The following is a 21,485-nucleotide window of genomic DNA, read 5'->3' as shown; positions in this document are numbered from 1 at the left end:
CCTAATATCAGTAAATCAAAGAATGAAAGCAAATCACAACTCGGAAATAATCATTGTTAAAGCTTTATAAGCTGTGTCTAATATCAGTAAATCAAAGAATGAAAGCAAATCACAATATACGATGATGGTGTTATGCGGTTTGAATGGCTGTGACTAATTCATTTTTATCACAAAGAAGTATTTATGTATTCGAATTTTCAATACACGGTGTGCAAAATTCAATCTTCGTCTAAATCCTCTTTATATAATATCCATTTTTCATCGGTTTTCGGCGCTTTGCGCATAGGGAGTAGTTTTGGGCGTTTGCGACGACCGGAGAGAACGGCCAACCCCTCGATTAGCAATTTAGGCCGGAAACTTCCTGCCCACAAAGTGCCAACGTGCATATACAAATCATATCCGGTCACTCCATCTCGGAAATAGCCTTCAAGTAGCAATCCATCCAGCAATGCTACCATCCGTTGCCTATCGCTTGAGTCTACGGTGATTTCCGCAATTGGGATGCTATAAGGCTCCAGTTTAACCCACTGTGGTTTTCCGCCAACCATTATTTGCCGTTCGCCACGATACATTGTTTTTGTCTTGTATGTGGTTTTCCGCGCTTCAATCTTGATGTCGTTCTCAGGCAGCGACTCTTTGAATACAAAATCCTTCGGCACACGATGGAGCACCCTTGCGTAGCGGTTGATGTGGTTGAAATCGTAGGCATCTGTGGTGGTAAGGTCTTCGTACTTCACTACATCTGCTACATCTCGTCCTATCAAAAATGCAAATTCCTCTTGCGCATAGCCATTGGCCTCCCGGTGCTTGCGTACTTGGGTGTTCAATTCATAATCAAGGGAAGGGTATACGAGCATAATCAACAACCTATAAATCTAGTGTTCTGATGATTTTACAACATCTTCCTTCTTAATAGATGCTTCCTCAGATTTATCGAAGATGGTGATTAAATAAATGTCGGTACCCTCTTCCGATTCCCTCACCAAATAGGTGATTACCCTAAACCCGCCACTTTTTCCAGTGCCTTTCGAAGCATCGGCTACTCGTACCTTATAGATGTTAGCGCCATAGCTGTTTCCCATCTGTGGGTTTTCGAGCAAATCACCTTCCAAGGTAGCGAGGCTTTGACCAAGCGTCTTATATTTTTTCAGAAGCCGTTTTGCTTTTTTGTAGAAATAGGGTTCAGGATTGTTTATGAACACATGGTTATTTGCGCAACATTCACTGACGGCTTTCAATGCAGCATCAAAAGAAGTTTAAACTTGCGGGTGAGCGTGTTGGTCAGTTCGGTTAATACCTGCGTGCTGACATAAGAATCGGTTTCCGCGATAATCTTACGGGCGGTAAGCTGTTTGTCCTTATCTGATACCGAATAGGAATAGACCAAAATATTGGTATCCAAAAAAACCTTATCGCTCATTCGCTTCGTCTCGGTCAAACTTGAAGCCAGTTGTGTCAATAGCAACGGCGTCAAAAGTCACCTTCTTTTTTGCTTGTTTGGTAGCTTGTTGAGAATCTTTACGAAAACGCAACAGCTTCAATTGCTCCAAATCACGAAGGAGGCTCATTGCTTTGTCATTCAATATTTCCAATGTTACTGTTCTCATATCAGCAAATTTACGAAAGATGACTTGTTAATCAAAATATGTTCGTTATCATGCATTCGGATCATACGTTGGATTCCGTTGGAAGCGGATGAGCTTGTTGGATTCGTCAGCTTCAACCTTAATCAGCTTGGCCTCATAGTATACGTCTTCCAATGCTGGGTCAAAGAAGTTTTCAGGTTTCTCTTCATCGAAGAAGCGGTTGGCATATTCCCGGATTTCGTAACGTGTTCGGCCTTCATCAAAATAACCCTCCTCCAATAATGACCGCAGCGCAGCTTTGGCAGACATTTCTTTCAATATGGGTATTTTGGTCTTGTCCTGTAGGGTGTCGTCGGGTAAGAGAGTGTCCGGAAGTATGTCTTCCATGGTCAACCCAAGATAATATGCAGCCTTTTTTAGCGTGCCTGGCGTATATTTATTGGATGTAAACTCATTTTCAATTTTTCTCACAATGGAATCGCCGTCAAATGGACTTATCTCGCGGGAAAGCTTTTCTGGTGAAATACCAAGTTCTAGGCGTCTTTCACGAATTCTGTCTATAAAATATTGGGCTAACGGGGTAATTTTAGCTGGTTTCTTATTGTCTTTTTTGCTTGAGCTCATTTATTGCTAAAAGAGCATATAAATAGCATCTAATTTTGTGACAAAAATTTGCATTATATATTTGCTTACGTTATATTTGCGTCGTTACCAAATTGTTGAAAAGTAAATAAGTAGAAAAATATAGTAAAACAGAAGTCGATGTGTGTTTAGGCTTCTGTAATTTTTTAAAGAAGAGCATTAACAAAAGAGTCTCGTTCACAAACTCTAACAATTAATCACAGACGAGACGGTAGGTAGTTAATGCCCATGGTGATATTTTGCGTACTTTTGGTGCGTTAAGGTAGCGCTGTGGGCTCTACTGAATCCGTTCTGTGAGGGGTTAGAGCCTTGTGAAGCGGTAGTAGGTAGGGTTCACAGCGCTATTCGTGTTTACGACCCCACTAGATTACCGGAGACTCGTTTTCAAATCTAACCATGAAAACGAGTTTTTTATTTTTACAACCTGCCAGTTTTCCATCTCGAATAGGAGAGGGGAGAGCTATTTTATCTAAGGCGTGGGAGATTTCCACGGTTAATCTTCACAAAAACATCATTGGTAGGCCAGTTTGATTGAAGTGAAAACCCGGAGTTAGTTACTCAATTTTTCACTTTAGTCAAACATCAAATGAAGCAAAAATTACGCTTAGGGGATAACTATGCCCTGTTGGCAACCAACGATACAAAACATAAACGAAAACGAGCAGTCCATGCTCCGCTTGACATTCGCTCATCCTCCGTTCGTTTTTCGCTGCTCCTTCGGTGCTTCTCTGCTGCTCTTCTGCTTGAGAAGTGGAGAAGGAATGGAAAACAAACGGACAATAAGGGGAAAACCGGAAGTACAGATAACCCGCAGGTGTACAGCAGGTGTTGCGCAAGTAATGGTCTCCAGCGGAAGATAAGCGGAGCGGAAGCGGACAATCTCGACGGACAATCCCTATGGGGTAAGCAGCGGTTCCCCTTATCCCAAATCCCACCTTCCCTTATCCCTCATCCGTGCCCTATCCCAGTCATATCCGTGTATCCTTCGGTAAAAGTACCCAAAATCGGCATTTTAGCGAAGGTTTGGCGGCTTTATGGCGGGATAAAGGCGTATACGGAGGGGTATGGAAGATGTATTGGAAGCTGTATCAAGAAAAGTTTACTATGTGTGCAGACCCATGCGCAGGCCCCCGCCCACCCCGGGCGGGGCCGCGCAAATGGGGTACTGGCACTGCTCCTGCTGGCGGTAAGCATTTCCATCCAAGCCAGTCCGCTTACCCGCCAATCGGTCCCCGGCGACAGCCTGTCTGGCAGGCAGGCAGACATCACACCGCTGCAAATAGGCGATGCCATACCCGATTTGCCTATAACGCTATTTAGTTCGCCGGATGCAGAGCGGGAAACAACCGTTAGCCGTCTTGCAAACGGTAAATGGATAATACTTGAGTTTTGGAACACATTCTGCGGTCCATGCATCGCATCGCTGCCCCATCTTTTTGACCTGCAGGCCAAGTTCAATGACAGCCTCACCGTGATTCCGGTAACTCATGAGTCCGGGGATCATATCAGGCAATTCCTCAGCAAAACAAGATCGCCTCATATCGATAAGATAAGAGACAAGTTTATATCGGCTGTAGATGATAAAACCCTCGCTGGTCTATTTCCAACACAATCGTTGCCCCATACCGTCATCGTAGATGACCGCGGCATCGTGCAAGTGATTACAAGGCCACAGGCATTGGATGAAAAGAGAGTTTCGACCCTTTTGACAGCTGGCGTGGAGGAAGCGGGCATAAACACGATAGCGGACGCTACAGACCTGTCGGTACTTGATATAAATGACAATAGGCACGCGGGCCTGCAATTATACAGTGCACTTTCCGGCCATCATGTCGGAGCGGTTCACCAGATTATCTGGGAAACCGATTCAACGAATCATAGAAGCCGGCTCATTGTAAGTAACGCTGTTATCCCCAAATTGTACACCATAGCCCTCAACTCGCCGCTGCCAATCAATAAAAATAGAATTATCCTGGAAATATCCCATGCCCGTATCCGCAACCTGCTCATGCCCGCAGCTAATACGATGAGCACCGATCGTCCAGATCTTTTCTGCTATGAAATATTTTTCCCCAGTGTGCTCGGACGGCATCAGGTATTGGAAAAAATGAAAAGTGATCTCGACTTTTTCCTGCAATTACATGGGCGCATCGAATCACGCAGTATGCGCTGCCTTGCACTAAGGGCAATAGACAGTCCTCCAACGTATAAATCGGAGAGCGGCAGTCGGGTCAAAGTGGTAAGTGGCCGCATAAACAGCCGATTCGTCGATCAAATAAAGGATGTAGGCGCGCTGCCAAATGGCGTGGATACCTATATCAGGCACGGCAAATTCGCAGATGTGATGATGATGATTGACGAAATCACAAACGAACCCTTGCCCTCGATTCTTAATGAGACGGGCTATGAGGGTAGGTTCGACCTCGATTTCCCATCTACAAACGAGGCAACGCTGGAAGCCATCAACACAGCGCTGAATGCACAAGGGCTTGAACTAAGCTGGGTCGAACGTGAGATGGACATGTTTGTCCTTACCGAAAACGGATTTGACGGCGACTCCGGCAGGCTTCAACTTACTGATTTTGGCTATATTTTTTCATCAACCGCTAAACAATAATAAACCAAACCATGCACATTAAAACGCTTGGCGTGATGACAGCCATACTCTTGCACGCCGCAACACTATCTGCTCAATACCGCATCACAGGCACCATAATTGACCAATCAACGAACAGTCCATTACAAGGCACATCTGTAAAAGTGAACGGTAAGCATCCTGTTGCATATACAGATGCCAAAGGGCGCTTTATCCTCTTTGCCGATGATAGTGCAAATGTTTTGCTTAGCTTCCAGCACCTGGGATATATGTCCGTAGACACCATGCTGTCTAAACTGCCGCCATCAGCCCCGTTACTTATCGGTCTTGAGGCAAACACGAGCATTCTCGAAGAGGTAGAAGTATCTACCGGATATCAGACCTTGCCCAGAGAACGGCTTACAGGATCGTTCGGGCATGTAGACAACGAATTATTCCATAGGCAGATCGGCCCGGACGTCATCAGCCGATTGGACGGGCTGGTGCCGGGTATGTTATTTGATAAGCGGGGCGGCAACGAAACCTCCTTCAAAATACGGGGACTTAGCAGCATCACTCCCGCTGCGGCTCAGCCGTTGATAATCGTTGATGATTTTCCATATGAAGGAGATATCCAAAACATCAACCCAAACGATGTCGAGAATATTACGTTCTTGAAGGATGCCGCTGCCGCCTCCATCTGGGGAGCGCGTGCTGGCAACGGGGTAATGGTCATAACCACTAAAAAGGGAGCGCTAAACAAACCTGTTTCCATAACCGCAACGGCCAATGTATCTGTCCAGAATCAAACAGATCTGTATTACCGGCCTGAGATGACCCCTTCAGATTTTATCGATATTGAACGATTCCTTTTTGAGCAAGGAGCCTTTGACAATGCGCTATCCAACACCGTCACTTGGCCGGTAATCACTCCGGCTGTGGAAATCTTGCATCGGCAACGCCAAGGCCTTATTTCAACGGAAGAGGCAGATCGGTTACTTGATGCGCTGCGCTCACAGGACATTCGCAAAGACTTGGCTGAATATGTATACCAAAGACCGGTAGGCCAGCAGTATGCCCTCAACATGAGCGGCGGGAGTGACCGGGCGGGTTACTTAATCTCCGGCGGGCTTGATAGGGCGGCTTCCCAACAGGTGGGCGATGGCTACCAGCGCATTACACTTCGTTCCCAAAACACCTATAAACCCATAAAGAACCTAACCGTGCAATCAAACATCATGTATGTGCACAGCCAGCGGGAAAACAACGGGTTGGGCGTGCTGGGCACCTCGAATGCATCCAGCTCAATATATCCCTACGCACAGCTGGTGGACGCCGACGGTAAACCCGCAACGGTTGTCCAAAATTACCGCTTGGGTTTCGTGGATACGGCAGGCAATGGAAAACTGCTGGATTGGCACTACAGACCTTTGGAAGAGATCGGTTTGGCGGATAATACCTCACGCATAAACGATCTGTTGATCAACCTCTCGGCTACCTATCAGTTGCTGCCTGTGCTCAACATGGAGGTTAGGTATCAGTATCAAAATCAGCGCACCGGCGACAGGAATCATTACAGTGATCAAACGTTCTATACCCGTGACCAGATCAATAGGTTCACCCAAATTTCGGGCGACGATGTATATCGTCCACTCCCGCTGGGAGGTATTCTCCGGTCTCAGGAAGGCAATCGATATAGTCATAACCTACGTGGCCAACTGAACTTTTCATCCGCATGGAACTCCGGCCACGACTTAGCAGTACTGGTTGGAGGGGAGCTGAGACAGGTGGAAGACCTGCAAAACGCTTCCACTGCCTATGGTTATGATGACGAATTGATGCTTGCTCAACCCATTGACTTGGTAAATCGATATCCAATCTATGGAGGAATGGCATTCGACAGCCCGTTGGGAGAGCCGCAGTCGTTTGCCGGATTGATGAACCGCTTCGTGTCACTGTTCGCCAACGCGTCGTATCGCTTCCAGGCAAACCATACGTTGACAGCCAGTGCGCGCAGAGATGCATCCAATCTTTTCGGTGTAAATACCAATAACAAGTGGAAGCCATTATGGTCTTTAGGTTATAAGTGGAATATTTCCAACACGCCTTTTTACAGCTGGCAATGGCTACCCCAGCTTTCGATACGGGCTACCTATGGCCATAGCGGAAATGTTAACAATGCGACAGCGGCAGTAACGACGATCGATTACCGTGGGCTCACCCCATTGGGCAGAAATCTGCATGCTTTTATCATGAATCCGCCCAATGCGGATCTGCGGTGGGAAAACGTCGCCACGACCAATTTGGCGCTGGACTTCGGTCTTCTGAACAACAACGTGTCCGGTAGTGTGGAGTACTTTGTCAAGAATGCCAGCGATTTGATAGCATCTGTCCCTGCCGATATAACAACCGGCTTTACCAACCTCACAAGAAACGCTGCCGAAATCAGGACCAGCGGATGGGATGTGACACTTAACAGCCGTAATCTTCGGGGAAGGATAGGTTGGTCTACCGATTTTTTCCTTTCCGTCAACCAGACGAAGGTCACACGTTATCTGGTAGAGCGAAGCAGGCCGAGCGCTTATGTAGGCAACGGGGCCAGCCTGCATCCCATCGAGGGCTACGATGCGTATAATATCGTAAGCTACAGATGGGGCGGCCTTGATGCCCTTCAAGGAAACCCCCAGAGTTATGTAAACGGGGAGCTGACCTCAGACTACCTCCATATCATCAATAACACGACCATGGACGACTTGGTATTCCATGGCTCCGCAACTCCAAGGGCATTCGGTTCATTGCGTAACACGTGGTCATTTGGTGGGTTGAGCCTTTCCGCAAACGTCACATACCGTATGGGATACTTCTTCCGCAGACCTACAATAGAATATGCGCAGTTATTGAACAACGGCGTGACGGGCCATAGCGATTATTATTTGCGCTGGCAACAACCGGGGGACGAACGTACCACCACCGTGCCCTCAATGATATATCCTGCCAACAACAGGAGAGATGAAGTGTACCGGAACTCCGAAGCTACGGTTGAACGCGGTGATCATATCCGACTGCAAGACGTCAATCTAACTTATCGGCTAAATAGTCCTGCCCTTCGATCCCTTCCGGTCAAATCGGTATCAATGATGCTGTATGCACGCAATCTTCCGATACTATGGCGGGCAAACAACGCGGGGCTGGATCCCGACTTTCGTGGATATCCCGCTCCCTTTAGTTTTTCAATAGGTATGAACATAACATTTTAAACAATGAGAAAGAAAATAAATATACCAATGACCGTTTGCTTGGTTACAGGCATCCTCACCCTTGGCGCTTGCGCCGAATATCTGGATGTGAAACCCATCCGGTCTTTGGCCATCCCGAACACGCTGAGGGATCTCCAAGCTATTTTGGATAATGAGACACGCCGGAATACGCTGTATCCTTATGCCGGGGATGTTGCTGCCGACTATTATTATCTGGACGAGGCCGGCTTCAATCAACTGAATGACGCGTTTGATGCGCGGAATATCTATCTATGGAAGTCAGATGCAGTGGCCGACCGGGATTGGAGCAATATGTATCTTAATATTTTTGACGTCAACGTAGTCTTGGAAGAGGTAGATGATGCGCAACTCAATGGTTTAACCGAATTGGATAGAAGGCATATCAAAGGCGCAGCACTCTTCTTCAGGGGGCTGGCATTCTACCATTTAGCCCAGATTTTTGCACCGCCTTTTGACGAAGCGGGGGCCGAGAAGTTGTTAGGTGTGCCACTGCGGCTCTCACCAAACATCGAAACGCCTACCACACGTCCTTCCTTGGCAGAGACCTATAATCAAATACTCCATGATCTCACGGAGGCTGTAGCGCTGCTCCCTACCAGTACACCTGTACCCGTAAGGCCAAACAAAGCTGCGGCCCATGCTGCGCTGGCTAAGGCATACCTTATTATGGGAAATTATCAAAACAGCCTTGAGCATGCCAATGCCTGCTTAGACCTCTATAGCGAACTAATTGACTTCAATGATCTCGACCCCGCCGCTGCTAAGCCGGTACCCGCGCTTAATAAAGAGGTACTTTTACACCTACAGATGCCAAATGGAGGAGGCGGGTTCAATAACACAAGGGCAAAAGTAAGCCCAGCGCTTCACGCATTGTACACAGCGGATGACCTGCGAACGGAAATCTTTTATAAGGAGAACGCGGACGGGTCGTATCGGTTTACCGGAGATTATGGAACAAGCGCCACGGTCACTGCGCCGTTTTGCGGCTTAGCCACAAATGAGGTGTATCTTATCAAAGCTGAATGTCTGGCGAGATTGGGAGAGACAGGCTTGGCTCTCGAAACGCTTAACACGCTGCTGAAAAACCGTTGGAAAGCCGGCCTTTTCAACCCCTATGATACAGATGATGCCGAAGAAGCACTGAAAGTCATTATCACGGAAAGGGAGAAAGAGTTGGCGCTGCGGGGCGGGGTACGATGGAGTGACCTTAGACGGCTGAATAAAGACAGCCGTTTTAAAAGGACCGTCACAAGAGAAATGGGCGGGACAACCTATACGTTACAGCCAGAAGATAGTAGATATACGTTTTTAATACCGGCCAGTGTAGTACAGGAAACGGGTATACCGCAAAATGAACGATAACATCAAAAAAGGCGCCCATAACGATAGGCGCCTTTTTGATAATCGGCTTTGCATTTTACCTCAATTCAACAAAAACACATCCCCGTTTGCCGTATTCTCACTTTGTATACGATCTTCCAAATCGTCGTCAATGAACGGCACCGGGTTTGTAGGAGTTGAATTTTCCTCATCTAACGGCGCTAAAATCCCACAAATTTCCGACTCCCCCACACAATTAGAAATGTTCCCGGGCTGATAGCTTTCAGGATCAGTGGCGGGGCCAGAACCATCATGTATCCACGACATTTGTCGGAGATTTGCGAGACTCGCCTTGCTTTCCTTGTGTTTTGCAAAGGAAAAAACCGCGGTAGCCATCATCACTGCCACCATAAATAAACCAACAACTTTTTTAAAAACCATAGGCTTTAAAGTTTTATCAATCTGTACCGTCTCCGTGTGATGTTGGCTGCGCTGGCGCGAGTAAGCAAGCAAATAACCGTTGTGAGTTTGGGCCTTGATATCGCCCCTTTGTTGTCTTGCTATCGCGCAGCCGGCCAAGCCACATCAGCCCGAAAACCGCCCACAGACCGATGGTGAAACATCGGCGCCTCTTATCATATCCCGTTGCAGCCAGACGCCAACGGCTGCAAGTGCCGTAAATACCAAGTTGAATAGGAAATGTACCCACCAGCCCATGCCTTCCAAGAATCCCCCGCAAGAGCAGGGCACATAGCCAAAAATGCCGGACGCTGCCAGGCCCGTATACAGTGTGAAACCGCTGATAAGCATAAGGTTGCCCACCAACCCCGCCCGCCTCAGCCTTGGTGCCGCCACCAGAAACGGAAGTATTAAACCGGTGGCTACCAATAGTTCGGCAATGGGTACACCCCAAACCAGCCATTCCTTCAGCGGCTCGAAAAAATGCTGGCGCCGCATCTTGATGCGGTACACGGGAAAGTCGAGCAGCTTCATCGCTGCCGTATACGTATAAAGGGCCACGAAAAGTACGCGGATCGCAATGTCGAGATATAATGTCTTCGTATTCATGGTATATGTACAGGTGTATTCATATGGAGTCCCACCGGTGTATCAACATAATACCAACCGGTGTCCGACTCGGACAAAATAGTTTCAATGCAGGAGTGCCCGGCGTACTCGAAATAAAGGGCTGTTACCGACCAGATGGCTGCTACGGCAATTCCCCCAAGAATAATAAAACTTACGTCTTTCGCTTCCTTCATACAGACAAAGGTAGGGTACGTCTAACGCGCAGTTAGGTGATTTTGGCTACGGGGTATATGGTTATTTTGGCTACAGCATTCTGTGGCTATCAAACGGCGGCGCTGTGGGGATGTATGTGAGCGATACGTTTTTTCATCAATTCAATGACTGACCTGTGAGAAGTAAACCGTATTTTGGAATTTTTCCAATAGCATCTCTTCGAACCGCTTAGGGGTTTTTAGCAGACTGCTGGTCGATGAATTTCCCAAAAGAAATCCGCAAAAGTAGCTCCCTGAAATATTGAAAAAGGGCCATGGTGGCCCTTTCTATATGGAAGTTTTTGTACAAAGGCTGCCCGCCGTCCTTAGTACCGTTGCAATGCTGTTCGTAGTACAATCCCTGCTGGTATTTGCGGGTGGTTTCGTAGTTGGCCTTCAGTTCATTCCGGTAGTGTGCGTCAATGGGAACGTATGGCGCCACGAGCTTCCAGTCCTCCGGTCCGGTCGGGTTTTCCAGTACCAGTTCTCCAACCGTTTCAGGATACATCAGCGAAAAACGGGTAGCCAGCATGCCCCCCATCGAATGGCCCAAGAGATAGACGTTATCAAGACGCAGTTCGTCCAGCAACGCTTTCGTATTTTGGGCCAGTTGCTGGAAACTAAACGGGTAGCCCACGGGTTTGGATGATTTTCCGAAGCCTACTTGGTCAGGTATCACCACGCGGTAACCGGATTCCGTCAGGACATCGGCGGCGGTTTTGCAGTAGGCACCATTGAAATTCTATCCGTGCAGCAGCACCACCGTTTTTCCGTTGGGCCGTGCCGGGCGGACATTCATATAGGCCATTTTCAACTGCTGGTTTTGGTTGTTGAGATCCAAGTAGTGTACAGTGAAGGGGTAGTCGTAATTGGACAGCATGATGTCCAAGACAGGCCGGTCAGTTTGCGCATCGGCGCCAACCAGGTAAATTACCGTCACAAGGGTTAGCAGTATTCTCTTCATTTTTGGTAACTATTATCAAGTGGATTTTTAGCCGTACCGTATCCGGTCGCCGGAATTCGGTTACTTTATGTAAGTTTGATAAATGAAACAGTTCTTGATCCTGTATGCCTTCATCGGAATGTGTTTCGTTGGAGGCCCCGTCAAAAGCTATGCTCAAGTAAGCAAAGGGGGTTTCAACCACATTGCCTTGTCCGTTTATGACCTCGAGAAGAGCGCATCCTTTTATCGGGAAGTGCTATTACTCGATACCCTTCCGGAGCCCTTTAAAATAGGTAAGCACAAGTGGTTCGAGATCGCCCCCGGTTTTTCGCTACATCTTGTTGCCGACGCGGCAGAAATCAAGGAACACAACCGGAGTACCCATATCTGTTTCAGCGTGGCCTCCATTGACGATTTCATTGATCGGCTTGATGGATTTGGAATAGTCTATTACAACGTGCAGCATGAGCCAGGCAAAGTGGGGACACGCGTGGACGGCGTGAAACAGCTTTATATCAAGGACCCCGATGGTTATTGGATAGAGATCAACGACGAGCAGCGCTAACATAGTGCAGCGCACAGGCGCAACATGGGATTATTTCATGACATCCACGCGAAGCGTGGCGTAAGGCGATCGAACTTCGTTTAGGGTATTCTTTGAAGATGGAACACCACCCGCTTTCCTTCGATGATCAACCGGTCCCCGTCACTCCGGTAGGTTGAGGCGTTTTCCAGTCCATAGATAGTTTGCATTTCCCACTCGAATATGTCTGCGCAATAGCCATAAGTGGCGGGGCCCAGCTCTGAAAACCGAATCGTGTTATTGCCTCCGATATGATAGCTTCCATAGTGGTAATTACATCCGCCTTGCAGCCTCAATTTTCCTTCGGCTTGAAAGGATATCTCATATAAATCCGGTTTTCTTGGATAGGTGCTGATATACTTCGTCGTCTTATCGATTGTTTTTTCCATCTTCCAGCGGGTGTTGGTCAGATCGAGAAGGGTATTCTCTAGGTTGGCATAATCACTCTTTTCACAGCTAAAAAAGGAGCAAACAACTATCACCAGTAAACAAATACGATAGGTACTCATAAATTGATCAGTTAAGTTCGTTATATAAAACGACTAGTTTAGGCTGTTTGCTACAGCTAGCTGTAAATAAACATAATGGATATTTATAACGGCTTCTTCGGCAAAAAGTCCTGGGGTGAAAGTCCAAAATGATCCGCAAGCTTGTTGATATGTTTAAGATTGTATTTCGCGGGATGGGACGCGCTCTCGACATTTCCGATAAAGGAAGGTTTTACATCCAGAATATTAGCAATATCTTCCTGGCGTAAGTCATGTTGATTCCTCAAATTCCTTACAAAATCAATAACATATTGCTCAATTTTCTCCACCTCGTAGGACTTAACAATTCTTGCGAAGCGAAGTAGCCAATACAAATGATAAAAATTTACACAAATATGTGTGTATTTTGAAATCATTTCCTATATTTGTCCATAACATCCTCAGAGCCGCGGCCTGAGAACCTAAAAACGAAAGGATGTTGTCAAAAAGATCAATAAGCAACGGCGTAAGAGCGACCTCTTCGGGTAAGCCCGCGGTGTGTCTGCGGCATCCACGAATACCCGCATCCGGCCGGTGTTCCGGACGTGCATTACGTGTTTTTTTCGTTGCCTTGGTAAAAATATGCAGAAGCGGCGGCAGCCGCCTGAAAACTTTCTATGTGTGCAGACCCTTGCGCTGGCCCTTGCCCTCCCCGGGCGGGGCCGCGCATTTGGGTATTGAACCTGCTCCTGCCGGCTGAAGCCATTTTTTGAATTCGTGGAAGGAACCGATAGCGAACTGCGCCTTGCCTTGCAATTGATTGCCGAAAGGAATACAGCACCGGCCGTGGATTGCCGCCAGTACGGCAACCCACGGTGAGGGTGTAAGCGATAAAGCCTTCCCCCAGATTGAGGGAAGGCTTGCTGTCTGATATATGGAGCCCCGCCAAGGGGATGTTGCATTAACGGGCCGCGCTGACGGTCTTAGACAAGGCCTTGGTTGCTTTGTTGAACGCTTTTTCTTCTTTTTTCAGGGCTACGTCCAGGTGCTTTTGCAACTTGGCGATTTCCTTGGCCTCGTACGCATCGCGCTCGGCATGCAGCTTGGCATAGCGGGCGTTTATCTCTTCAATGGCCTTTTTGCTTTGCTCCACGCGGATGCCGTTGGCAATGTCTTGCTGGTACAGGCCTACGAAAAATTTGTGGTCGCGGTCCAGCTCGGCATGGTTGCCACGGCTTGTTTTGATGCGTGCTTCAGCCAGGTCATACTGGTTGTACAGCGTCACCATGTTGTGCTGATGAAAGGCTGCGGTTTCCTTCAGTGCAGTGGCGTTTTTCTTTTCGTTAGACGGATCAATAGGGGCGGTGCCGGCAAAGCTGTTTCCGAGGGCTGCTACGCTAATCAGGGTGCTTAATACGAACGTTTTCATGATGATATCTTTTTGTGGTGAATAATGTATTTGTTACTACTTTTTTTGCTGTTGTTTTGTAGATATGACGACGGCAGTTGGAAAACGTTGCACGGCAACAGGGTGGTTTTAGACGAACGGTAGGTAGGAATCGACCAACGGAAAAGGCTTTAGACTAAATGGTCGATTTTATAGACGAATAGCAGGACCGTTGTTCGATAACTATCGCCCGGTTGTACTTGATCGGAAAGTGGACCATTACGCATAAAGCACCTGGCAGTTGCCACAGAAGAAACTTCTTCGGTTGGTTTTGCCCGTATGGGCTTTGGTAAACGGGATTTGGCACCGGGGACAGGTCTTTTTGGTGTGGGCCAACCAATGCTTCTTTAGCGTAAATTCCTTTTTCCAGTGAAGAAACTCAAATGCGTAGTTCCTGACCTCCCGTACCATTTCTTCCAATTTGGCGTTTGGCAACGCGCCTAAATGGGACAACGGGTGTACCCTGATGCGAAAAAGCACTTCATTCTTGAAGATATTTCCGCTTCCGGCAAATATGTCTTGGTCCAACAGGGCGTCGCAGCAAAGTGCGTGCGGGGCATTTTTTAACTTTTTTAAGGCCTTTCCGGCATCCCATTCCTCAGCCATGACATCGCTTGACCAGTCATAGATTTCATCCGCAGGTTTGTCTAAGATCTTTACGGAGCATGCATAGAAGTTCAGCTCATCCGTTGCAAACTGCAGGCTTAATCTCACCGGTGAGGGCTTCCGCTCGTTGATGCGGTAGGTCCCGAATAAAAGAAAGTGAATCCGCAGGGTAAACGTTTCGAAACAAACCAGAAAATGCTTACCCCACGAACGGAAGCTGAGCACAATCTGCCCCGGCAATACATGCTGGTCGATTTTGCTATTGCCTGAGACGGCACGGATCGGCTGCCCCTCCAAGTGCAAGGATAGGACAGCTTCTTTTAAGATAACGATGGACGGTCCTTCCGGCATCACATGTCGATTAACGTAATCATTGCGACGATAAGCTGCCGGTATAACAATGGGCAGCGGGGAATGTTCGCATGATTTCGTGGCGTGGTCTCTTGCCGGCGCGGAATGACGCCGGGTGTCGTAAAAGCACATGAAATTTTGCTACCTTTATCAATTAAAATCGTCACACATGTTAGAGCCATTTGATCTTGAAATCTTTGACAATACTTATTCCGTTTTTCCGGAGGAGGAGGGCGTGTATACCATTTATAAAGATGGCAAGGAATACCTACAGATACAGAAGGACACCGAAAGCCAGTGGCTGAAGCTCGATCCGGCATCGGGGATCCCGCTTTTTGGGCTGGATGAGGAGGTCAATGCCATCGGACAGGCTATCGCTGCCCGCGAGGGAAATAGCCGATAGAAATCCCGGCCGGGTTGCGAAAACTTCCGAAGCCGCAAAAATTCTCGTATTTTTGCAAATCAAGTTGCGAGGAAATAAATAGCATGCCAGTAAAGATACCAGACAATCTCCCAGCGATATCACTGCTCAAAAATGAGAACATCTTTGTGATGGATGACCTGCGGGCCAATACACAGGATATTCGTCCAATGCGCGTCATCATCCTGAACCTGATGCCGCTGAAAATTTCTACGGAAACTGATTTCATCCGGCTGCTGTCAAACAATCCGTTGCAGGTGGAGGTTGAATTTTTGCGCTTGGATACGCACACCCCCAAAAATACGCCCGTGGAACACCTGGAGATGTTCTACAAAGGTTTCAAGGAGGTTGCGGAAAACTTCTACGATGGGATGATCATCACCGGCGCGCCCGTGGAGATGCTGGATTTTGAGGAGGTCACCTACTGGGATGAGATCAAGATGATTTTCGATTGGGCGCGAACGCACGTCACCTCTACTCTCTACATCTGTTGGGCTTCCCAAGCGGCGCTGTACCACTTTTATGGTGTCGGCAAAATTCCATTGGATAAAAAGCTGTTCGGTGTTTTCAAACACAGCGCGCTGGATAAGAGGCATCCGTTGTTTCGTGGCTTCGATGATGAGTTTTATATTCCGCATAGCCGGCACACCACCATTACGGAAGCAGATCTGGCTGGCTTAGCGGATGTTGCGATCCTCTCCAAATCGGAGGACGCCGGCGTAGCTATCGTTTCTTCAAGGGGCGGGCGGGAATTTTACTTGACCGGCCATTCGGAGTATGCGCCATGGACCCTCCATGAGGAGTATACCAGGGATCTGGAAAAAGGGCTTCCCATAGATACGCCCAGGAATTATTATGCCGGCGATGATCCGCAAAGCGAGCCGGTAGTCCGTTGGGCCAGCCATGCGAACCTGCTGTTCAACAACTGGTTGAATTATTTTGTTTACCAGGAGACGCCGTTTGACCTGAAGGAAATTGCGCATCTCAGTGAAATCAAGCAACACAGTTAGCGTGAAAATGCTTAAAAAGATGCGATTACTGTTTCTGTTGGGCTTATTGGTTTCGGCGGAGGCCTACTCGCAATCCATTGCAACGCTGCGCCGGCAGATAGCGCAAATCGCCGATTCGAAAGATGCGGTCGTCGGTGTGGCCATCACTGGCCGCGACGGTCAAGATACGCTGAGCGTTTATGGATCGAGGCGCTTTCCCATGCAGAGCGTCTTCAAGTTTCCGATTGCCGTGGCCATGCTTTCGGAGGTAGACAAGGGTACATTCTCCCTTGACCAAAAAATAACAATCAAAAAGAGCGAGCTGCTGCCGGGGATTTACAGCCCGATACGGGAAACGTATCCCGAAGGTGCTACGCTTACCATTGCCGAAATACTTCGATACACCGTTTCGCTGAGCGACAATGTGGGGTGCGACGTCTTGCTGCGGCTTCTTGGCTCGCCGCAGGTGGTTGAGCGGTACTTCCATGAGCGCAGCTTTAAGGAGATTTCCATCAAGATCAATGAAGAAATTATGCAGGGCGACTGGGAGGCGCAGTTCCGGAACTGGACGACACCGAATGAGGCCAACCGCATCCTGCAAGCATGCTATGAAAACCGGGATAACCTGCTTTCGCCGGAAAGCTATGATTTCCTGTGGGGGCTGATGAAAACCACTGAAACCGGGAAGAACCGGCTGAAGGGGCAGTTGCCGGAAGGGACAGTCGTGGCCCACAAAACGGGTTGGTCTGGCCGGAATGAAGTCACAGGCATAACCGCTGCCGTAAATAACATTGGTGTGGTGTTTCTGCCGGATGGCAACTATTTTTACATCAGCGTGTTTGTAACCGACTCGAAGGAGGATCTGGAAACAAATGAGCGAATCATTGCTGACATTGCCAAAGCGGCATGGGATTATTTTGCGCGCCAGTAAAAAATATTCAAGCCGCCGCGCACAGGAAAGCGCGCGGAAATTTTGTATACTTGCAAGACGGCGGTCGGGGTATCATGAACATCCAAATCCATAAGGTAAACGGTAAGGAAATTGCTGAAGTAACTTCAGACAACGTAATCATTCAGCACGCTGATGATGCATTGGATCTGCTGGGTAATATCTATTATCAAGGCTTTGACAGTGTCATTATCTACGAGCAGAATGTCACCGCGGATTTTTTTGACTTAAAAAACAAGATGGCGGGCGAGATACTTCAGAAATTTTCGAATTACCGTATCCGTCTGGCAATAGTCGGCGACTTTTCGAAGTTTACAAGCCAAAGCCTGAAGGATTTTATTTACGAAAGCAATCAGGGGAAGCATATTAATTTTGTTGCCTCCGTTGGCGAGGCACTGGACACGTTGGCTAAGTAGCGTCCCGGCTAGAGACGTTGTGGGATACGGTTTGCTCCAGCCACTGCGTGATGTCATCGAAAACCAGCAGGCAGTCGTCCTCGTTGAGTATTTCATGGCGCATACCGGAATAGAGCTTCCAAACGACGTGTTCAAATCCGCGGTGCCGCAGATCCACCGCTGTCTTTTCCACACCTTTCCCGAATTCGCCGATGGGGTCGTCCGCACCGCTGACAAACAGCAATGGCATCTTTTTGGGGATGCGTTTTGCCCAGCTGGACCGGGTCGCCTCGATATTGAGGGAAATGAGGCCGAAGAATGCATTGTTGCTGAAAGCCACGCCACATAGGTCGTCGTCAAGGAATGTTTTTCGGTTTGTTAAACCGGCGCTCAGCCAATTCGTGCCGTCATTGGGTTTTTCGTGCCTGAATTTATGGTTGTTAATCGCACCGAAGAGGCCGTTGAGCCGCTTGCTGCGTTTGGTAGGTGCGATAAGGTTGGCCATGTACAGTACCGGACGAAACAGGGCGGCCAACGGATTCGGGCCGCCCGTCCCCATCAGGATGGCCCCATCAAAACGGTGTGCGGACCTCTGGAGCAGCACGCGGGCCATAAACGAACCCATGGAGTGCCCCATCAAAAACAGTTGTACACCCGGAAAGCGCTGCGACATGAAATCGGCCATGCGTACGGCGTCATCAACCAAAAGCTTGTCGGGCTGGTTCCTGCGGAAAAATCCCAACTGCTCTTTCGTTTTTGCGGTACGCCCATGTCCGATATGGTCGTAGGTGAGCATGGCATAGCCTTGTTTTTTTAAATAGTTCGCAAAACGTTCATACCGCCCGCTGTGCTCTTGCATGCCATGCAGCAGTAGGATAGCTGCCTTTACGGCTGTTCCTTCCGGCTGGTATACCGTGTAATGAATATGATCAGGTGCAACACTTTTCATATTGGTAGTTAAAGGTAGCAATTGAAAATCAATGCAGAATCACAGGAATGTCATACGTTGTTTGTTTATTGGTATATCGGGAAAAACCGATATATCTTTGTGCCATGAACGAACTGGAGATTTTCAAAGCCTTATCAAACCAAACGCGTTTGCAAATTCTGCAGTGGCTGCGGGAGCCGGAGAAGCATTTCCCGCCGCAGGGGCATTCGTTTACCGAAGTGGGGGGTTGCGTGGGGCAAATCCAGCAAAAATGTGGGCTGACGCAGTCTACGGTATCCGAATACTTGGCATTGCTGCAGCGGGTGGGATTGATAACGGCTACCCGCATGGGGCAATGGACCTATTACAAACGCAACGACGAAGCGTTTGAGGCGTTGGGAAAGTTCGTGCAATCTACACTTTAAGTCATTCAAGATATCAAATTCAATGGACACGACAACGCTTTTTAAGCCTTTTCAACTGAAATCCCTGAACCTGAAAAATCGGATCGTAATGGCGCCGATGACACGTTCATTTTCGCCGAATGGTATACCTACTGCTGAGGTAGCGCGGTACTATGCTAAGCGCGCTGCCGGAGAGGTGGGACTGATTTTGTCTGAAGGAACGGTCATTGACCGGGCTTCTTCATCGGCCGACCCGAATATTCCGCATTTTTATGGCCAGCAAGCGCTCGCGGGCTGGCAGCAGGTCATCGAGGAAGTGCATGCTGCCGGTGGAAGCATGGCCCCCCAGATATGGCACCAGGGCATTATGGACAACCACCATTCGGGCTGGCTGCCGCCGATGCCGTTTGAAGGGCCGTCTGAATTCAATAGGCCGGGGTTTGCCAATGGCGTAGCCATGACCGAGGCAGATATCGAGGCAACCATTCTTGCTTTTGGCCGTGCTGCCGCTGATGCCAAACGGCTGGGCTTCGACAGCGTCGAAATCCATGGCGCACATGGGTACTTGATCGACCAGTTTTTTTGGGAAGCCACCAACACCCGGACCGATGGCTACGGCGGTAAAACCTTGGTTGAGCGAAGCCGGTTTGCCGTAGAGGTAGTAAAAGAGGTGCGGAGGCAGGTGGGTAACGATTTTGCCATTATCCTGCGTTTATCGCAATGGAAGCCTGCGGATTATGGAAACAAGTTGGCCAAGACACCGCAGGAAATGGAAGCGTGGCTGCAACGATTGGCCGATGCGGGTGTGGACATTTTCCATTGCTCGCAACGCCGTTTCTGGGATGCTGAATTTGAAGGCGCTGATCTTAACTTTGCCGGATGGGCCAAGAAACTGACGGGAAAAGCAACGATTACGGTTGGGTCGGTCGGCCTTTCGGGTGAGTTCCTCGCCGCCTTCCGCGGCGAAAGCTCCGTGCCAAGCGGGTTGGATGAGCTGCTGCGCCGTTTTGACCGGGGCGATTTTGACCTGGTGGGCGTAGGCAGGGCCTTGTTGGCCGATCCGGACTGGCTGCTCAAAATCAAGTTGGGCCGTGCAGATGAGCTAAGGGGCTTTACGAAAGAGGCGCTCGCCGAATTGGTGTAATCATCGCGTTATGCACGTCGCTAACTGAATCCCTCACGACGATGGGTGCGAGATGTTGTCTCCTTCATTGTCGCCACTGCCGAGCTGGTGGGTCTCCTTGTCATACATGCCCGCCAAATCGTCTCGTATGGTGCCTTTCCACTTTTCCGTGCCGATGAAGTAGGCGGTACGGCCAATGAGGTGGGCCGCTACAGGGGCGGTGAGCGTGAGGAAGAAGATGATGGCCACTGCCTTGGTCGTCACCGACACTTCTTCCGGGAAATAGAAGGCGGCGCTCAGCAGCAGCAACCCCCCGCCAAGTGTGGCGGCCTTGACCGTGACGGATAGCCGTAAATAGAAATCGGGCATCCGCAGGATGCCGATGGCGGCAATAAGGATAGCGACTGCACCGATGGTGCATAATGTGCCAATAAGAATATCGATCATTTTCTCCCCCTTTTTTCTAAGTAATACGAAAACGCGATGGTGCCCAGAAAGGCAATCAGCGCAAGAATCATCGCCACATCGATGAATGTCGATTTTTGTGTGCTAATGCTGAATACCGTGATGACGCCCACGCCAATGGTTATCAGCAGGTCCAAGGCTATCACGCGATCCACGATCGTGGGACCCTTGAATATCCGGACCAATACCAGCAGCAAGGCTACGCCCAGAATGGGCAAAATCACGTAATCAATATAGGTACTTAATGTCATCGTATAATCTCCAATAGTCTGCGTTCAAAACCATCCTTGATTTGCTGGATGAACTGATCTTTGTCTCTGAGATACATCACATGGATGTACAGTACTTTGCGGTCTTCGCTCACATCGAGGATAAGGGTGCCCGGCGTCAGGGAGATGACCGTAGAGAGCAGGTTGATCTCAAAATCGCTCTTGGCATTCATCGGATACTTGACAATGCCGGGTTTCATAAAAAACTTGGGTGTGATAACGTCATAGGCCACCTGGATGTTGGCGCGGATCATTTCATATAGGAAATACAGGAAAAACCCGATAATCTTCGGCACGCGCGTGAAATAGCGGTGGTCGCTTTCATTGCGGTTCATCAGCCACAGCAACAGAAAACCAACGGCAAAGCCAAATAGGAAGTTGGAGTAGGACAGTACGCCCGTCAATGCAACCCAGGTGAAGGCGAGCAGGAGGTTCATCAAAAATTGTTTTACCATGACGTTACG

Annotated in this window: 26 protein-coding genes and 1 pseudogene; 10 read left to right on the top strand and 17 right to left on the bottom strand. The window is 48.7% G+C overall.

The window, feature by feature from the left end:
* Positions 1-218: 218 nt before the first annotated feature.
* Genes B5X72_RS09040 through B5X72_RS20550 form a run of 5 tightly spaced genes read right to left on the bottom strand, consistent with a single transcriptional unit; the run spans position 219 to position 1,973 of the window.
* The gene (locus B5X72_RS09040; RefSeq protein WP_079716502.1) at positions 219-857 is read right to left on the bottom strand and encodes a hypothetical protein; all 639 of its coding nucleotides are present in this window, start codon (positions 855-857) and stop codon (positions 219-221) included.
* An 18-nt stretch (positions 858-875) separates the two neighbouring features.
* Complete coding sequence (locus tag B5X72_RS09035; protein ID WP_079716563.1) at positions 876-1,202, bottom strand: type II toxin-antitoxin system RelE/ParE family toxin; 327 nt, start codon at positions 1,200-1,202, stop codon at positions 876-878.
* A gap of 32 nt (positions 1,203-1,234) precedes the next feature.
* Positions 1,235-1,420, bottom strand: coding sequence for a PIN domain-containing protein (locus B5X72_RS09030; RefSeq protein ID WP_079716501.1), 186 nt, complete (start codon positions 1,418-1,420; stop codon positions 1,235-1,237).
* Positions 1,410-1,607 (bottom strand): hypothetical protein, encoded by a 198-nt coding sequence (locus B5X72_RS09025; protein ID WP_079716500.1) that lies wholly within the window; start codon positions 1,605-1,607, stop codon positions 1,410-1,412. The genes B5X72_RS09030 and B5X72_RS09025 overlap by 11 nt, the downstream gene beginning before the upstream one ends.
* A gap of 48 nt (positions 1,608-1,655) precedes the next feature.
* Complete coding sequence (locus B5X72_RS20550) at positions 1,656-1,973, bottom strand: hypothetical protein (protein ID WP_139378609.1); 318 nt, start codon at positions 1,971-1,973, stop codon at positions 1,656-1,658.
* An 841-nt stretch (positions 1,974-2,814) separates the two neighbouring features.
* Between B5X72_RS20550 and B5X72_RS09015 the strand changes: the two genes are divergently transcribed.
* Genes B5X72_RS09015 through B5X72_RS09005 form a run of 3 tightly spaced genes read left to right on the top strand, consistent with a single transcriptional unit; the run spans position 2,815 to position 9,443 of the window.
* The gene (locus B5X72_RS09015) at positions 2,815-4,845 is read left to right on the top strand and encodes a TlpA family protein disulfide reductase (protein ID WP_079716498.1); all 2,031 of its coding nucleotides are present in this window, start codon (positions 2,815-2,817) and stop codon (positions 4,843-4,845) included.
* A gap of 11 nt (positions 4,846-4,856) precedes the next feature.
* Positions 4,857-8,060 carry a SusC/RagA family TonB-linked outer membrane protein gene (locus B5X72_RS09010; protein WP_079716497.1) on the top strand — a complete coding sequence of 1,068 codons (3,204 nt, stop codon included), beginning with the start codon at positions 4,857-4,859 and terminating at the stop codon, positions 8,058-8,060.
* A 3-nt stretch (positions 8,061-8,063) separates the two neighbouring features.
* Entirely contained in the window at positions 8,064-9,443 is a 1,380-nt protein-coding gene (locus tag B5X72_RS09005) for a RagB/SusD family nutrient uptake outer membrane protein (protein ID WP_079716496.1), read from the top strand.
* A gap of 60 nt (positions 9,444-9,503) precedes the next feature.
* Here the strand turns inward: B5X72_RS09005 and B5X72_RS09000 are convergent, their stop codons facing one another.
* The 4 genes and pseudogenes from B5X72_RS09000 to B5X72_RS21030 all read right to left on the bottom strand — a co-directional run bounded on the left by B5X72_RS09000 (position 9,504) and on the right by B5X72_RS21030 (position 11,645).
* Positions 9,504-9,980, bottom strand: a complete 477-nt coding sequence (locus tag B5X72_RS09000; RefSeq protein ID WP_079716495.1) for a hypothetical protein — start codon at positions 9,978-9,980, stop codon at positions 9,504-9,506.
* Positions 9,981-9,986: 6 nt separating this feature from the next.
* Positions 9,987-10,469 carry a MauE/DoxX family redox-associated membrane protein gene (locus B5X72_RS08995; RefSeq protein ID WP_079716494.1) on the bottom strand — a complete coding sequence of 161 codons (483 nt, stop codon included), beginning with the start codon at positions 10,467-10,469 and terminating at the stop codon, positions 9,987-9,989.
* A 402-nt stretch (positions 10,470-10,871) separates the two neighbouring features.
* Positions 10,872-11,396, bottom strand: a pseudogene (locus B5X72_RS21035) (alpha/beta fold hydrolase); the annotation flags it as partial.
* A gap of 27 nt (positions 11,397-11,423) precedes the next feature.
* A complete protein-coding gene (locus tag B5X72_RS21030) occupies positions 11,424-11,645 on the bottom strand; it encodes a hypothetical protein (RefSeq protein WP_245826898.1) in 222 nt (73 codons plus the stop codon).
* Between the two features lie 82 nt (positions 11,646-11,727).
* Here B5X72_RS21030 and B5X72_RS08980 point away from each other — a divergent pair, with 82 nt between their 5' ends.
* Positions 11,728-12,189, top strand: coding sequence for a VOC family protein (locus B5X72_RS08980; RefSeq protein WP_200122171.1), 462 nt, complete (start codon positions 11,728-11,730; stop codon positions 12,187-12,189).
* A gap of 80 nt (positions 12,190-12,269) precedes the next feature.
* On the opposite strand, the gene B5X72_RS08975 is transcribed toward B5X72_RS08980, so the two are convergent.
* From B5X72_RS08975 to B5X72_RS08955, 4 genes are all read right to left on the bottom strand, one after another.
* Entirely contained in the window at positions 12,270-12,716 is a 447-nt protein-coding gene (locus B5X72_RS08975; RefSeq protein ID WP_079716492.1) for an META domain-containing protein, read from the bottom strand.
* Between the two features lie 83 nt (positions 12,717-12,799).
* Positions 12,800-13,111, bottom strand: a complete 312-nt coding sequence (locus tag B5X72_RS08970) for a helix-turn-helix domain-containing protein (RefSeq protein ID WP_079716491.1) — start codon at positions 13,109-13,111, stop codon at positions 12,800-12,802.
* Positions 13,112-13,635: 524 nt separating this feature from the next.
* Complete coding sequence (locus tag B5X72_RS08960; RefSeq protein ID WP_079716489.1) at positions 13,636-14,103, bottom strand: hypothetical protein; 468 nt, start codon at positions 14,101-14,103, stop codon at positions 13,636-13,638.
* 237 nt (positions 14,104-14,340) lie between these two features.
* A complete protein-coding gene (locus B5X72_RS08955; protein ID WP_079716488.1) occupies positions 14,341-15,078 on the bottom strand; it encodes a DNA-formamidopyrimidine glycosylase family protein in 738 nt (245 codons plus the stop codon).
* Between the two features lie 169 nt (positions 15,079-15,247).
* Between B5X72_RS08955 and B5X72_RS08950 the strand changes: the two genes are divergently transcribed.
* The 4 genes from B5X72_RS08950 to B5X72_RS08935 all read left to right on the top strand — a co-directional run bounded on the left by B5X72_RS08950 (position 15,248) and on the right by B5X72_RS08935 (position 17,853).
* Positions 15,248-15,481 (top strand): hypothetical protein, encoded by a 234-nt coding sequence (locus B5X72_RS08950; RefSeq protein ID WP_079716487.1) that lies wholly within the window; start codon positions 15,248-15,250, stop codon positions 15,479-15,481.
* Between the two features lie 83 nt (positions 15,482-15,564).
* A complete protein-coding gene (gene metA / locus B5X72_RS08945) occupies positions 15,565-16,509 on the top strand; it encodes a homoserine O-acetyltransferase MetA (RefSeq protein WP_079716486.1) in 945 nt (314 codons plus the stop codon).
* 1 nt (position 16,510) lies between these two features.
* Entirely contained in the window at positions 16,511-17,419 is a 909-nt protein-coding gene (gene bla, locus B5X72_RS08940; protein ID WP_139378608.1) for a class A beta-lactamase, subclass A2, read from the top strand.
* Positions 17,395-17,853, top strand: coding sequence for a DUF4180 domain-containing protein (locus B5X72_RS08935; protein WP_245826896.1), 459 nt, complete (start codon positions 17,395-17,397; stop codon positions 17,851-17,853). The genes bla and B5X72_RS08935 overlap by 25 nt, the downstream gene beginning before the upstream one ends.
* On the opposite strand, the gene B5X72_RS08930 is transcribed toward B5X72_RS08935, so the two are convergent.
* The gene (locus B5X72_RS08930) at positions 17,846-18,781 is read right to left on the bottom strand and encodes an alpha/beta fold hydrolase (RefSeq protein WP_079716485.1); all 936 of its coding nucleotides are present in this window, start codon (positions 18,779-18,781) and stop codon (positions 17,846-17,848) included. The two genes, B5X72_RS08935 and B5X72_RS08930, sit on opposite strands and share 8 nt — an antisense overlap.
* 104 nt (positions 18,782-18,885) lie before the next feature.
* On the opposite strand from B5X72_RS08930, the gene B5X72_RS08925 reads away from it, so the two are divergent.
* Positions 18,886-19,185, top strand: a complete 300-nt coding sequence (locus tag B5X72_RS08925) for an ArsR/SmtB family transcription factor (RefSeq protein ID WP_079716484.1) — start codon at positions 18,886-18,888, stop codon at positions 19,183-19,185.
* A 22-nt stretch (positions 19,186-19,207) separates the two neighbouring features.
* Positions 19,208-20,308 carry an NADH:flavin oxidoreductase gene (locus B5X72_RS08920; protein ID WP_079716483.1) on the top strand — a complete coding sequence of 367 codons (1,101 nt, stop codon included), beginning with the start codon at positions 19,208-19,210 and terminating at the stop codon, positions 20,306-20,308.
* Positions 20,309-20,341: 33 nt separating this feature from the next.
* Here B5X72_RS08920 and mnhG read toward each other — a convergent pair whose 3' ends face one another.
* Genes mnhG through B5X72_RS08905 form a run of 3 tightly spaced genes read right to left on the bottom strand, consistent with a single transcriptional unit; the run spans position 20,342 to position 21,476 of the window.
* Positions 20,342-20,734 carry a monovalent cation/H(+) antiporter subunit G gene (mnhG, locus tag B5X72_RS08915; RefSeq protein WP_079716482.1) on the bottom strand — a complete coding sequence of 131 codons (393 nt, stop codon included), beginning with the start codon at positions 20,732-20,734 and terminating at the stop codon, positions 20,342-20,344.
* A complete protein-coding gene (locus B5X72_RS08910; RefSeq protein ID WP_079716481.1) occupies positions 20,731-21,003 on the bottom strand; it encodes a cation:proton antiporter in 273 nt (90 codons plus the stop codon). The genes mnhG and B5X72_RS08910 overlap by 4 nt, the downstream gene beginning before the upstream one ends.
* Positions 21,000-21,476, bottom strand: coding sequence for a Na+/H+ antiporter subunit E (locus B5X72_RS08905; protein WP_079716480.1), 477 nt, complete (start codon positions 21,474-21,476; stop codon positions 21,000-21,002). The genes B5X72_RS08910 and B5X72_RS08905 overlap by 4 nt, the downstream gene beginning before the upstream one ends.
* Positions 21,477-21,485: the final 9 nt, after the last annotated feature.

This window comes from Parapedobacter luteus, assembly GCF_900168055.1.
Classification (GTDB): Bacteria; Bacteroidota; Bacteroidia; order Sphingobacteriales; family Sphingobacteriaceae; genus Parapedobacter; species Parapedobacter luteus.
Note: the sequence above shows the minus strand (reverse complement) of the source record. Positions and strands in the feature narration are given on the sequence as shown.

Bases quoted from the DNA above. Each gene is read 5' to 3' on its own strand.
- B5X72_RS08980 (WP_200122171.1), top strand. From the start codon at position 11,728: ATGAAACAGTTCTTGATCCTGTATGCCTTCATCGGAATGTGTTTCGTT.
- B5X72_RS08995 (WP_079716494.1), bottom strand. From the start codon at position 10,469: ATGAATACGAAGACATTATATCTCGACATTGCGATCCGCGTACTTTTC.
- metA (WP_079716486.1), top strand. From the start codon at position 15,565: ATGCCAGTAAAGATACCAGACAATCTCCCAGCGATATCACTGCTCAAA.
- B5X72_RS08935 (WP_245826896.1), top strand. From the start codon at position 17,395: ATGGGATTATTTTGCGCGCCAGTAAAAAATATTCAAGCCGCCGCGCAC.
- B5X72_RS08930 (WP_079716485.1), bottom strand. From the start codon at position 18,781: ATGAAAAGTGTTGCACCTGATCATATTCATTACACGGTATACCAGCCG.
- B5X72_RS21030 (WP_245826898.1), bottom strand. From the start codon at position 11,645: ATGAAGAGAATACTGCTAACCCTTGTGACGGTAATTTACCTGGTTGGC.
- B5X72_RS08950 (WP_079716487.1), top strand. From the start codon at position 15,248: ATGTTAGAGCCATTTGATCTTGAAATCTTTGACAATACTTATTCCGTT.
- B5X72_RS09040 (WP_079716502.1), bottom strand. From the start codon at position 857: ATGCTCGTATACCCTTCCCTTGATTATGAATTGAACACCCAAGTACGC.
- B5X72_RS09010 (WP_079716497.1), top strand. From the start codon at position 4,857: ATGCACATTAAAACGCTTGGCGTGATGACAGCCATACTCTTGCACGCC.
- B5X72_RS08905 (WP_079716480.1), bottom strand. From the start codon at position 21,476: ATGGTAAAACAATTTTTGATGAACCTCCTGCTCGCCTTCACCTGGGTT.
- B5X72_RS09005 (WP_079716496.1), top strand. From the start codon at position 8,064: ATGAGAAAGAAAATAAATATACCAATGACCGTTTGCTTGGTTACAGGC.
- B5X72_RS08960 (WP_079716489.1), bottom strand. From the start codon at position 14,103: ATGAAAACGTTCGTATTAAGCACCCTGATTAGCGTAGCAGCCCTCGGA.
- B5X72_RS08920 (WP_079716483.1), top strand. From the start codon at position 19,208: ATGGACACGACAACGCTTTTTAAGCCTTTTCAACTGAAATCCCTGAAC.
- B5X72_RS08910 (WP_079716481.1), bottom strand. From the start codon at position 21,003: ATGACATTAAGTACCTATATTGATTACGTGATTTTGCCCATTCTGGGC.
- B5X72_RS08925 (WP_079716484.1), top strand. From the start codon at position 18,886: ATGAACGAACTGGAGATTTTCAAAGCCTTATCAAACCAAACGCGTTTG.
- B5X72_RS08970 (WP_079716491.1), bottom strand. From the start codon at position 13,111: ATGATTTCAAAATACACACATATTTGTGTAAATTTTTATCATTTGTAT.
- mnhG (WP_079716482.1), bottom strand. From the start codon at position 20,734: ATGATCGATATTCTTATTGGCACATTATGCACCATCGGTGCAGTCGCT.
- B5X72_RS09030 (WP_079716501.1), bottom strand. From the start codon at position 1,420: ATGAGCGATAAGGTTTTTTTGGATACCAATATTTTGGTCTATTCCTAT.
- B5X72_RS08975 (WP_079716492.1), bottom strand. From the start codon at position 12,716: ATGAGTACCTATCGTATTTGTTTACTGGTGATAGTTGTTTGCTCCTTT.
- B5X72_RS20550 (WP_139378609.1), bottom strand. From the start codon at position 1,973: ATGGAAGACATACTTCCGGACACTCTCTTACCCGACGACACCCTACAG.
- B5X72_RS09025 (WP_079716500.1), bottom strand. From the start codon at position 1,607: ATGAGAACAGTAACATTGGAAATATTGAATGACAAAGCAATGAGCCTC.
- B5X72_RS09015 (WP_079716498.1), top strand. From the start codon at position 2,815: ATGAAGCAAAAATTACGCTTAGGGGATAACTATGCCCTGTTGGCAACC.
- B5X72_RS08955 (WP_079716488.1), bottom strand. From the start codon at position 15,078: ATGCCGGAAGGACCGTCCATCGTTATCTTAAAAGAAGCTGTCCTATCC.